At 39.1% G+C, this 11,810-nt stretch carries 10 protein-coding genes; 6 read left to right on the plus strand and 4 right to left on the minus strand.

Features of this window, described 5'->3' with window-relative positions:
• Window positions 1–32: 32 nt before the first annotated feature.
• From KQI66_RS02745 to KQI66_RS02755, 3 genes are read right to left on the minus strand one after another with little or no spacing between them, the layout of a single operon-like run.
• The gene (locus KQI66_RS02745; protein ID WP_216427160.1) at window positions 33–1,955 is read right to left on the minus strand and encodes an ABC transporter ATP-binding protein; all 1,923 of its coding nucleotides are present in this window, start codon (window positions 1,953–1,955) and stop codon (window positions 33–35) included.
• The gene (locus KQI66_RS02750) at window positions 1,952–3,682 is read right to left on the minus strand and encodes an ABC transporter ATP-binding protein (protein WP_216427232.1); all 1,731 of its coding nucleotides are present in this window, start codon (window positions 3,680–3,682) and stop codon (window positions 1,952–1,954) included. Before KQI66_RS02750 ends, KQI66_RS02745 begins: the two co-directional genes overlap by 4 nt.
• Window positions 3,683–3,706: 24 nt before the next feature.
• Complete coding sequence (locus tag KQI66_RS02755) at window positions 3,707–4,159, minus strand: MarR family winged helix-turn-helix transcriptional regulator (RefSeq protein ID WP_216427161.1); 453 nt, start codon at window positions 4,157–4,159, stop codon at window positions 3,707–3,709.
• A 335-nt stretch (window positions 4,160–4,494) separates the two neighbouring features.
• Between KQI66_RS02755 and KQI66_RS02760 the strand changes: the two genes are divergently transcribed.
• From KQI66_RS02760 to KQI66_RS02775, 4 genes are all read left to right on the plus strand, one after another.
• Window positions 4,495–6,339, plus strand: a complete 1,845-nt coding sequence (locus KQI66_RS02760) for a sigma 54-interacting transcriptional regulator (RefSeq protein WP_216427162.1) — start codon at window positions 4,495–4,497, stop codon at window positions 6,337–6,339.
• A 237-nt stretch (window positions 6,340–6,576) separates the two neighbouring features.
• Window positions 6,577–7,521, plus strand: a complete 945-nt coding sequence (locus KQI66_RS02765; protein WP_216427163.1) for a 2-keto-3-deoxygluconate permease — start codon at window positions 6,577–6,579, stop codon at window positions 7,519–7,521.
• A gap of 23 nt (window positions 7,522–7,544) precedes the next feature.
• Window positions 7,545–7,820, plus strand: coding sequence for a UxaA family hydrolase (locus KQI66_RS02770; protein ID WP_216427164.1), 276 nt, complete (start codon window positions 7,545–7,547; stop codon window positions 7,818–7,820).
• Window positions 7,821–7,833: 13 nt separating this feature from the next.
• Window positions 7,834–8,997 carry a UxaA family hydrolase gene (locus KQI66_RS02775; RefSeq protein ID WP_216427165.1) on the plus strand — a complete coding sequence of 388 codons (1,164 nt, stop codon included), beginning with the start codon at window positions 7,834–7,836 and terminating at the stop codon, window positions 8,995–8,997.
• Between the two features lie 42 nt (window positions 8,998–9,039).
• Here the strand turns inward: KQI66_RS02775 and KQI66_RS02780 are convergent, their stop codons facing one another.
• A complete protein-coding gene (locus KQI66_RS02780) occupies window positions 9,040–9,831 on the minus strand; it encodes a TrmH family RNA methyltransferase (RefSeq protein WP_216427166.1) in 792 nt (263 codons plus the stop codon).
• A 162-nt stretch (window positions 9,832–9,993) separates the two neighbouring features.
• On the opposite strand from KQI66_RS02780, the gene aroC reads away from it, so the two are divergent.
• Both aroC and KQI66_RS02790 read left to right on the plus strand, forming a co-directional pair.
• The gene (gene aroC, locus KQI66_RS02785; RefSeq protein ID WP_216427167.1) at window positions 9,994–11,091 is read left to right on the plus strand and encodes a chorismate synthase; all 1,098 of its coding nucleotides are present in this window, start codon (window positions 9,994–9,996) and stop codon (window positions 11,089–11,091) included.
• 15 nt (window positions 11,092–11,106) lie between these two features.
• Window positions 11,107–11,790: a lactate utilization protein gene (locus KQI66_RS02790; RefSeq protein WP_253287636.1), complete on the plus strand. Its 684-nt coding sequence runs from the start codon at window positions 11,107–11,109 to the stop codon at window positions 11,788–11,790.
• The last annotated feature ends 20 nt before the right edge of the window (window positions 11,791–11,810 follow it).

The following is an 11,810-nucleotide window of genomic DNA, read 5'->3' on the forward strand; positions in this document are numbered from 1 at the left end:
CAAGTCGAAATACTGATTTCAACTTAGAGTTTTTATTCAAGCTCAAATGCACCTGTATAAAGCTGATAATATTTTCCTTTTTGTGCAATAAGCTCTTCATGGTTTCCTCGTTCAATAATGCGTCCGTGCTCAAGAACCATTATTGCCTTTGAGTTTCTTACGGTTGAAAGACGATGTGCGATAACGAATACCGTTCTTCCTTCCATAAGTGAATCCATGCCTTTTTGTACTATTGCTTCAGTACGTGTGTCAATAGATGATGTTGCTTCGTCAAGTATCATAACCGGAGGATCGGCAACTGCGGCTCTTGCTATTGATATAAGCTGTCGCTGTCCCTGTGAAAGACTTCCGCCGTCACCGGTAAGCATTGTGTCATAGCCGTCGGGAAGCATAGAGATGAAGTCGTGTGCATTGGCAAGCTTAGCCGCCGCAATAACCTCTTCGTCTGTTGCGTCAAGTCTGCCGTAACGGATATTTTCCATTATTGTTCCCGTAAAGAGGTTTACGTCCTGGAGAACAACGCCCAGTGAATGACGAAGATCAGGTTTTTTGATGTTCTTAACATCTATTCCGTCATATGTTATTGAACCGCTCTGAATGTCATAGAAACGGTTGATAAGGTTTGTTATTGTTGTTTTGCCTGCACCGGTTGCACCAACGAAGGCAATCTTCTGACCGGGTTTTGCAAAGAGAGATACATCATGGAGTATTGTTTTGCCTTCCTCATAGGCAAAGTCAACGTCTTTAAGTCTTACATCTCCCTTAAGCTCACGATATTCGTATGTGCCGTCGGTGTTTTGAACCTTCCATGCCCAGAGCTCTGTTCTTTTTGTTGTTTCTGTAAGCTTTCCGTCTTTGCCGATTTCAGCATTGACAAGAGTAACTGTTCCGCCGTCCTTTTCAGGCTCTTCGTCCATAAGCTCAAATATACGCTCTGCACCGGCAAGTGCCATAACAACCGAGTTAAGCTGCTGTGATACCTGGCCGATAGGATTTGTAAGGCTCTTTGAAAGAGCAAGGAAAGCGGCTATTGTACCGAGAGTAAGTCCGCCGATACCTTTTATTGCAAGGAAGCCGCCGAATATTGCTATGCAGACATATTCAAGGTTTCCGAGGTTCATCATAATAGGCATAAGTATGTTGGCATACTGGTTTGCACTTGTCATGTTATGGCGAAGTTCTTCGTTTTTGCGGTCGAAGCCTTCCTTTGCAGCCTCTTCGTGGCAGAAAACCTTGATAACCTTCTGTCCGTTTATCATTTCCTCAATATAGCCATTGAGCGAACCGAGTGCCTGCTGCTGTTTAATGAAAAATTTTGATGACTTTCCTGCAACCGATTTTGTTACCGTAAGCATAAGACAAATAAATACGGCAACAAAGGCAGAAAGCCATAAGTTTAATCTGAGCATTGTTATTGCAACAGAAATAATTGTTATCGCAGAAGACATAAACATTGTAAGTGACTGCGAAAGCATCTGACGGAGTGAGTCGGTATCGTTTGTGTAATGGCTCATTATATCTCCGTGAGTATGTGTATCGAAGTATTTGATAGGAAGAGTCTGCATATGAGCAAACATATCGTCACGAACACGCTTAAGAACGCCCTGTGATACCGATACCATTATTCGGTTGTATAAAAATGTTGCAAGTATACCGATAACACATATAACAGCCATTTGTGTTATTGCACCGAGAAGACCGGAAAAATCGGTGCTTCCAGATGAAAGCATGGGAGTTATATAGCTGTCGATAACGGTCTGTATAAAGCTTGAAACCTTAACATTTACCGCTGCACTTATTATAATACAAATTATAACAAATATAAACTGTATTTTGTAGGCTTTTATATAAGAAAGAAGTCTTTTTATTGTGAGCTTCGCATTTTTGGGGCCTCTGGCTTTTCCTCTGGCGCCGCTTCTGCCCTGTGGCATAGGTCTTGTTTCTTTTTCGCTCATTCTTCCTCGCCTCCCTTTGTCTGTGAAATATATATTTCACGATAAATATCGTTTGTTTTCATGAGCTCATCGGGTGTACCGAAGGCTTCGATTTTACCGTTGTTGATTATTATTACCTTGTCGGCGTCCTCAACCGATGAAATACGCTGGGCAATAATGAATTTTGTTGTTTCCGGAATTTCTTCACGGAATGCCTTTCTTATCTTTGCGTCCGTTGCTGTATCGACAGCGCTTGTTGAGTCGTCAAGAATAAGAATTTTAGGCTTTTTGAGAAGTGCTCTTGCTATACAAAGACGCTGTTTCTGACCGCCTGATACGTTTGAACCGCCCTGTTCGATATATGTGTCGTATTTATCCGGGAACTGCTCGATAAATTCATCGGCACAGGCAAGCTCGCAAACATGCTTGAGTTCTTCGTCTGTTGCGTCCTTGTTGCCCCAACGGAGGTTTTCTTTTATTGTTCCGCTGAAAAGTACATTTTTCTGGAGAACCATTGCAACCTCATCTCTGAGTGCTTCAATATCATAATTTCTTACATCAACGCCGCCGACCTTAACAGAGCCTTCCGTTACATCATAAAGACGGGGAATAAGCTGAACAAGTGAGCTCTTCGATGAACCTGTTCCACCGATTATACCGATTGTTTCGCCTGATTTAATATCAAGGTTTACATGGCTGAGACAGAGCTTATCCATTCTCTTTGCGTAGCTGAAGGAAACATCTTCAAATTTAACTGAGCCGTTCTTAACTTCAGTTACAGGTTTGTCTATATCCTTGATGTCCGGTTCTTCGGCAAGAATTTCCGTAATACGTTCGGCAGAGGTTTTTGCCATTGTTATCATAACAAATACCATAGAAAGAATCATAAGGCTCATAAGTATCTGGAATGTATATGTTGTTATGCTGACAAGATTTCCTGTGAGCATCTGGCCGCCGATTATATATTTTGCACCGAGCCATGAAGCAAAAAGAAGGCAGGCATAAACACAGAACTGCATAAGCGGTGCGTTAAAGGCAAGAAGCTTTTCTGCCTTAGTGAAGTCATCATAAATTTCCTGTGATGAATTGTCGAATTTCTCTATTTCGTGATCCTCACGTACATAGGATTTTACAACTCTTATGCCATAAAGGTTTTCCTGTACGATAGCGTTGAGCTTATCATATTTTTTGAACACACGCTTGAAAATAGGGTGTGCATTTGTCATTATGAGATATAAGCCGATGCCGAGAATAGGAATTGCACAAAGATAAATAAGAGCAATTCGGCTGTTTATTTTTAATACGGCAAAGAAAGCACTTATAAGCATAACAGGGCTTCGTACCGCAATTCTTATAATCATCATAAATGCCATCTGTACATTTGTTATGTCTGTTGTAAGTCTTGTTACGATAGACGCAGTTGAAAATTTGTCGATATTAAGGAATGAATAATCCTGAACCTTGTAATACATATCGTGTCTTAAGTTTGCGGCAAAGCCGGCTGATGCCTTAGCGGCATATTTTCCGCTCATTATACCGCAGAAAAGAGAGCCAATACAGCAGATAATAAGAATAATACCGACTTTAATGATATAATTCATATCACCCTTATTGATACCGTTATCAATGAGCATAGCCATTATTGTAGGTACGAGTACCTCAAGAATAACTTCTCCGGTAACAAATACAGGTGAGAGTATGGCATCCTTTTTATACTGTCTTATGGATTTTGACAGTTGTTTAATCATACCCATTTTTGTTTCCTCCTGTTGTTAAATTTTTGAAAGCTTATCTATATTTTTTTTGAGCTTTTCTATTGTGCTGAAAAACTGTTCTATTTCTTCTTCTGAAAGACCTTCCATTAATTTATCATTTATTGATTTTATAAACGGATCGATTTTTTCGAATATAGCAGAAGATTTTTCGGTAAGAACCAGTTTTTTAAGTCTTGCATCACTGGGAACGCTGACTCTTTTGATATATCCGTTTTTTTCGAGTGATTTAAGTATTCCCGTTGCGGTTGAAGGCCTTATGTTAAGAGAGGATTCAACATCTCGCTGAAAGACATCTCTGCCTTCGTCGTCGGAATGCTTTAAAAACGTAATGACGTTCATCTGCTGACCGGTAATGTCGCTCGGAGCCTTGCATTTCAGATGATGAGAAACCATCATTCTTTTAATAAGATTATTAAGAGCTTTGATTTCACCAATCATCAATATTTCCATTTAATTACCTCCTTTCTTAATTGTTATGATGCTAATGGTTAGTATGCTAACTTTTATTATTATACTATTTTGCTTTTGAATGTCAACATTTTATACAACGGTGAAAATTAGAATTTGATGAGAAAAATATTAAAAATAAATATCTTTTTTAATATCTGATAATATAAATTTTGTTTAAAATATCTTTTGAAAATACATATTCGGATTTTTAGAAATAACAACTGTGTTTTTGTATGTAATATTGCATAAACAAAATTATTGTAAAATGTCTGTATAAATTTGGATTGAACAGAACTTTGGCTTAATTTATAATTAAGTCAACGGAGGAATTTTATATGAATGATATATTGCTTGTTGCACCTACACCGAGAGTTTATGAAAACTCATGTCGTACGGTTAAAAATGAAAACATTAAAAACGTCGATGTTAAGGAAGGCGTGCTTGAGGACGGTTTAAGAATAGCTGAAAAATTTATTGCCGACGGCGGAAAGGTTATTATAAGCCGAGGAGGAACATACAGCCTTATAAAGTCAAAGGTTTCTGTTCCTGTTGTTGAAATAAAGGTATCAACGGCAGACTGCATAGAGGCATATAACAAAATTGCGGACACTAAAGAGCCTGTCGGTGTTATAGGCTTTAAAAATGTAATATATGGATTTGAAGCTTTAAGCAATTTGTGTGACTACCGGTTTTGCTTTAAAGAAATAACCGATGAAAGACAGATACCGAAGGCTGTTGAGGAATGCAAGAAAGCCGGAATAAAAAGATTTGTCGGAGATGTACTTGTGGAAAAGGCAATCAAGGAGCTGGACTGCGTAGGAATTGCGGTAGATTCGACAGACGAAAGTATTTCCCAATCCATAAGAATGGCAAAGCTTATACTCGAAAATTCGGAGCATCAGATTAAGAAAAATTATGAAATACGGACGGTAATAAACAGTGTACATGACTGTGTTATATATACCGATAAGAAAGGGCATTTCAAAATAGTAAACAAAGCGGCGGAAAGAATACTGAATACGCACATGGTAGACAATATAAAAACATTATTTGGTATTGAGAGCTTTCCTGAAAGGGAGGTTTCCGGAAGAATATATAATATTGATGATGTTAAATATGCCGTAAATATTGTTCCGATAAGGATTGACAACGATAACGACGGATATGTATTTTCATTTCAGAAGAGCGATGAAATCAGTAAGCTTGAGCATAGCTTAAGACGAAGCATGAATAAAAACGGATTTACAGCTAAGTATAATTTTGAAGATATTATTCATGTAAGTAAAAATATAGATGATTTAATAGATGTAGCGAAAAAATACGCTGCTGTTGACGCACCGATATTGATTAACGGAGAATCAGGAACGGGAAAGGAGCTTATCTGCCAGAGTATTCATAATTACAGTTCAAGAAAAAATCAGCCGTTTGTTGCGGTGAACTGTGCGGCAATAGCACCGAGCCTTATAGAAAGTGAATTTTTCGGATATGATGCCGGAGCATTTACGGGAGCAAAAAAGAGCGGAAAGGCAGGAGTGTTTGAGCTTGCACATAAAGGAACAATTTTTCTTGATGAAATAAGTGAGCTGCCATTGGAGCTTCAGGGCAGATTATTGCGAGTGCTTCAGGAAAAACAGATTGTTCGACTCGGTGGTGATAAGGTTATACCTGTTGATGTAAGAATAATATGTGCGTCGAATAAGAATTTGAGAGAGTTGACGGAGAAAAATGAATTCAGAACCGATCTGTATTTTAGAATAGGCATACTTAAGCTTTATATTCCGCCGTTGAGAGAAAGACGTAACGATATAATTCCTCTTGCCGAACACTATTTGAAATATTTTTCGGAAAAATATAAAACCGAAATGCTAACTATTGATGAAACAGTAAAAAACAGACTTGAAAATATGGCATACAAGGGCAATGTAAGAGAGCTTAGAGGAATTATGGAGGAAAGCACAGTAATCGGCTCTTTTGAGAATTTGAATAAAAGTGAAGAAATAGCAGATGATTCTGAAATAAAAAATAATACTGATGTCTTTAATATTGAATCACTTGAGGCTCACAGCGATAAATATATAAAGGATATATATGAATTTACAAATCATAATATAAAAGAAACCTGTAAAATACTCGGAATAAGCAGATCTACGCTTTGGAGAAAATTATCTGTTTCAAAATAAGATACGGGTTTTAAAGTTAAACAATAATGTTTCAAAATTACACAATGATTAAATTGGGTAAAATTGGATAAAATTAAATGCTTGTGAATGATGTACAATTTGTTTTTGCTTTAATACAGTTTTAGCAATGATTTTTGTTAAAAACGTACATTTATCTCCGAGATTTAATTTTTGGCACGGTATTTGCTTTATATATAAGCGAATAAGCTGAAAAGCAAAAATTTAGGAGGTATTATTATGAAAATCTTAAAAACTGTTCAAAAAATTCCCGGTGGACTTATGGTTGTTCCGCTGCTCATAGGAGCTGCATTCAACACATTCTGTCCGGGTGCACTTGAAATCGGAGGCTTTACAACTGCTCTGTTTAAAAGCAGTGCATCGGCATTAATTGCCTTATTCTGCCTTTGCAATGCGGCACAGATTAATTTCAAAAATGTCGGAGCACCTCTTGCGAAGGGTGTTGGACTTACAGTCTCTAAGTTTGTTATCGGTGCGGGCTTAGGCTGGATTATCGGTAAGGTATTTGGTACAAACGGTTTGCTCGGAATTACGCCGCTTGCGTTTATTGCGGCAGTTACAAACTCAAACGGTGGTATGTATGCGGCTCTTGCCGGTGAATACGGCGATGCTTCTGACGTAGGAGCTATTTCCGTATTATCATTGAACGATGGACCGTTCTTTACTCTTGTTGCACTCGGAGCAACAGGTCTTGCAACAATTCCTTACATGACACTTGTTGCTTGTATAGTACCTATCGTTCTCGGATTTATACTCGGAAACCTTGATGAAGATTTAAGACAGTTCCTTGCACATGGAACAACAGTGCTTATTCCTTTCTTTGCTTTCCCTCTCGGAGCAAGCCTTAACTTTACACAGATTTTCCAGGCAGGCTTACCGGGAATACTTCTCGGCGTTCTTTGTACATTACTTACAGGTATAGCCGGATATTTTGTAATGAAGGTATTAAGAGCAAAGAATCCTGCAGTAGGTGCGGCAGTCGGAACAACAGCAGGAAATGCGGTAGGAACACCGGAATCAGTTGCAGCGGCAGACCCTACACTTGCTGCAGTAGCTGCAGTATCAACTATTCAGGTTGCAACAGCAGTTATTGTTACTGCTATACTTTGCCCGATACTTGTAAGCTTCCTTGATAAGCGAGTAAATAAAAAAGCGGCGAATTAATTTATAACAAAGGAGAGATAAAAATGCAATCAGCACTTCACATTGATGAAAAGGACAACCTTGTTACATGCTTAAGGGAAATAAAAAAAGGCGAAACGATAAATATAGAAGGAAAGGATTATACTGCAAATGCAGATATTCCGGTTTTTCACAAAATGGCGATAGCAGACATCAAAAAAGGCGAAAACTGCATGAAATACGGACAGATAATTGGTACTGCAACGGTTGATATACATACGGGAGATTATGTTCATGTTCATAACTGCGAAAGCACAAGAGGCAGAGGCGACAGAAAGTGAGGAGAATATTATTATGAAATTAATGGGTTATAAAAGAGAAAACGGCCGTTACGGAATAAGAAACCATCTTCTTATAATTCCGGCATCTGTCTGTTCAAGTGAAACAGCGGTAAACATTGCAAAGCTTGTTGACGGAGCGATTGCAATTCCTCATCAGCATGGCTGCTGTGAAATCGGTGATGACTTTGACACAACAAAGCGTACGCTTGTCGGCTTCGGAAAAAATCCCAATGTAGGTGCTGTGCTTGTTGTAGGTCTTGGCTGTGAAGGCATTCAGGCTAAAGATATTGCCGACGAAATAAAGACAACAGGTAAGCCTGTTGAATATATCGTCATTCAGGAAGAAGGCGGAACAGCTAAAACCGTTTCAAAGGGCGTTGAAATTGCCGGAAAAATGGCAAGAGAGATTTCAAAGCAGAATAAGGTTGAGTTTGACATAAGCGAAATTATTCTCGGACTTGAATGCGGCGGAAGCGATCCGACAAGCGGACTTGCATCTAATCCTTCTATCGGTGTTGCATCGGATATGCTTGTAAGCATGGGCGGAAGCAGTATTCTCAGTGAAACAACGGAGGTTATAGGAGCAGAACACCTTCTTTATCCGAGATTTGAGGACGAAAACGAAGGAAAGAAATTCCTTGAAATGGTCAAGAGAGTTGAAAACAGATCCATTGCCGCAGGACATGACCTTAGAGAAGGACAGCCTACACCCGGTAATAAAGCCGGCGGACTTACGACAATCGAGGAAAAATCATTGGGTTGTATGCATAAAGCAGGACACAGTCCGTTTAAAGGTACTCTTGAATATGCGGAGGAGCTTCCGACAAACAAGAAAGGTCTTTATTTTATGGATACTCCCGGACAGGATATTGACTCCATAACAGGTATGGTTGCCGGAGGAGCACAGGTTATAGTATTCTCGACAGGCAGAGGAACACCTACCGGAAGTCCCATTGCACCTGTAATCAAAATAACAGGAAATTCATCTACATATAATAATATGATTGACAACATAGATATTAATGCCGGAAAAATCATCACAGAAGGCGTTAAGCTTCAGGATCTTGGACAGGAGCTTTTTGATAAAATAGTTGATGTATGCAACGGTGAAATGCCAAAAGCAGAGGCTCTCGGACATAGGGAATTCGGTATATTCAGAACAGGCTTTACATATTAAAAAATAAATGCTCTCCGATTATTTGCTCGGAGAGCATAACTTTTATACATTAAGTTTTTGTCTTACGACCTCATACATAAGTACTGCCGCCGCAACAGAAGCGTTCAGTGATTCTGCACCGCCGGGCATAGGTATTTTTATAAGCTCGTCACAAAGCATGGCAGAGTCTTCGGAAAGACCTCTCGCTTCATTTCCAAGCATAAATGCACAGCCTTTTGTATAATCAGCCTGAAAGTGCTGTTTTTTTCCTTTAAGATGAGCAGCAAATAGTTTTATTCCGCATTTGTGCATATATTCAACTGTTTCCTCTATATCTGCCTCCTGTACAACAGGTATTTTGAATACAGAACCCATTGTTGAACGGAGAACCTTGCTGTTATATAAATCAACACTGCCTTTGGAGAGTATAACTCCGTCAACACCTGCCGCATGAGCTGTTCTAATTACGGTTCCGAGATTTCCGGGATCATTCATTTCTTCGCATATTATATAAAAACCGTTTTTCTTTATTATATCCTTTACAGAATATTCCTGCTTGTGGCAGACAGCTATTATTCCCTGTGGATTTTTCGTTTCGCTTATGTCGGCGAAAAGCCTGTCGGATATGATGTAGGTATCGGCACGCTTTTTGTATACCGAAATGTCATTTTTAGCGGCAAAGCTTTCGGAAAATACGTATTTATCAACATTTACCGATTTGGGTATTTCGTTTACAAATCTTAAGCCATCGGCTATAAATAATCCACTCTGGTTGCGGTATTTTCTTTCCGAAAGAGATTTAAGCTCCTTTATTATGTGATTGCTTTTGCTTTCTATTATTTCATGCGTCTGCATTTAAAATTTACCCCTTTGAAATTTGTTAATTATATTTGTTTATATTATTATCAATTATAACAAATGTTTAGAAATTTGTAATTAATATTTGGTTTAATTTATGCTATAATAAAAAATACATAATTAGATAAGAATAATATATTTTAAAGTGAGATGATTGATTTGGCAGGTTCGACATTCGGAACCTTATTCCGGGTAACTACATGGGGAGAATCCCATGGCAAAGCACTCGGAGTTACAATAGACGGCTGTCCGGCAGGAATTGAGCTTTGTGAAGAGGATATTCAGAAGGAGCTGGACAGAAGAAAACCGGGTTCAAATCCATACGGAACCAAACGAAACGAAAGCGATACGGCACAGATATTATCCGGTGTGTTTGAAGGCAGAACAACAGGTACACCGATTACGATTATTGTTTATAATGCGGATCATCATTCGGCAGATTACAGTAATATAGCCGAGAGATACAGACCGGGACATGCGGATTTCGGCTTTGACGCAAAATACGGATTTCGTGATTACCGTGGAGGAGGACGTTCCTCCGGAAGGGAAACGCTGTGCAGAACTGCGGCAGGTGCGGTTGCAAAGAAATTTATTTCAAGACTCGGAATAGATGTTGCGGCATATACGGTTTCGATAGGCAATATAGAAATTGACAGAGAAAAAGCCGACTTGACAAAGCGTTTTGATAATCCGCTTATTATGCCGGATAATTCTGCGGCAGAAAGAGCAGAGGAATATCTCAAGAAAATAATGTCGGAAGGCGACAGTGCCGGAGGTGTTGCGGAATGTATCATAAGCGGAGTTCCGGCAGGTATCGGCGAGCCTGTTTTCGATAAGCTTGATGCAGAGCTCGGAAAAGCACTTTTTTCATTGGGTGCTGTAAAGGGCGTCGAAATAGGTGCGGGATTTGGAGCCTCTAAGCTTAAGGGTTCGGAGAATAACGATCCGTTCAGAAACGAAAACGGAAAAATTGTTAAGCTGTCCAACAATGCCGGAGGAATACTCGGGGGAATTTCCGACGGAAGCGATATTGTTATTCGTGCGGCATTTAAACCTACGCCATCCATATCGTTAAAACAGCTTACCGTAAATAAAAACGGTGAAAATGATGAAATAACAATAAAGGGCAGACATGATCCTATTATAGTTCCGAGAGCGGTTGTTGTTGTTGAATCTATGTGTGCATTGGTTATTGCCGATATGCTGTTGCGCAGCATGACATCGGATATAAACAAAATAGAGAGATTTTTTAATTAAACGGAGGAGATTACATTGGGACAGAATGTAAATGACTATCAGAAGGTTGTAACGGCTAAGGAAATACGTAAGGGACATACAGAGCTTCTTGTTAAAGGCACTATCGAAGGCCTTAAAAGAAGAAGAATGGATGCTTACTACTGCGAAACGATTGAAGAAGCAAATAAGCTTGCGTTAAGCCTTATTCCCGAAGGAGATTCAATATCATGGGGCGGTTCAATGACTATACGTGATATGGGACTTACAAAGCTTGTTAAGGAAAGCGGAAAATATAATGTTATGGACCGTGACCTTGCCGGCTCAACTGAGGAAATGAGAGAAATCCAGCGTCAAGCACTTTTATGTGATACTTTCCTTATGAGCACAAATGCAATGACATCGGATGGCGAGCTTGTTAATATTGACGGACTCGGAAATAGAGTTGCGGCACTCTGCTATGGACCTAAGCAGGTAATTGTTATAACAGGCGTAAACAAAATTATGCACTCGGAAGAGGCTGCCATTGAAAGAGCAAGAAATGTTGCGGCTCCGATAAATATGCAGAGATTTACAGGTAAGGTTACACCATGTTCAAAAACAGGAAAATGCGGCAACTGTTCCGGTGAAGATTCTATATGCGGACAGGTAGTTATAACAAGATTTTCAATGATACCTTCAAGAATAAAGGTTATTATTGTAAATGATGATCTCGGCTTTTAATTAAAATATAATTATAAACA

This window comes from Anaerotignum sp. MSJ-24 (assembly GCF_018918145.1).
GTDB lineage: Bacteria > Bacillota > Clostridia > Lachnospirales > Anaerotignaceae > Metalachnospira.

Excerpts from the sequence above, each read along its gene's own strand:
- KQI66_RS02745 (WP_216427160.1), bottom strand. The coding sequence starts at position 1,955 with ATGAGCGAAAAAGAAACAAGACCTATGCCACAGGGCAGAAGCGGCGCC.
- KQI66_RS02750 (WP_216427232.1), bottom strand. The coding sequence starts at position 3,682 with ATGATTAAACAACTGTCAAAATCCATAAGACAGTATAAAAAGGATGCC.
- KQI66_RS02755 (WP_216427161.1), bottom strand. The coding sequence starts at position 4,159 with ATGGAAATATTGATGATTGGTGAAATCAAAGCTCTTAATAATCTTATT.
- KQI66_RS02760 (WP_216427162.1), top strand. The coding sequence starts at position 4,495 with ATGAATGATATATTGCTTGTTGCACCTACACCGAGAGTTTATGAAAAC.
- KQI66_RS02765 (WP_216427163.1), top strand. The coding sequence starts at position 6,577 with ATGAAAATCTTAAAAACTGTTCAAAAAATTCCCGGTGGACTTATGGTT.
- KQI66_RS02770 (WP_216427164.1), top strand. The coding sequence starts at position 7,545 with ATGCAATCAGCACTTCACATTGATGAAAAGGACAACCTTGTTACATGC.
- KQI66_RS02775 (WP_216427165.1), top strand. The coding sequence starts at position 7,834 with ATGAAATTAATGGGTTATAAAAGAGAAAACGGCCGTTACGGAATAAGA.
- KQI66_RS02780 (WP_216427166.1), bottom strand. The coding sequence starts at position 9,831 with ATGCAGACGCATGAAATAATAGAAAGCAAAAGCAATCACATAATAAAG.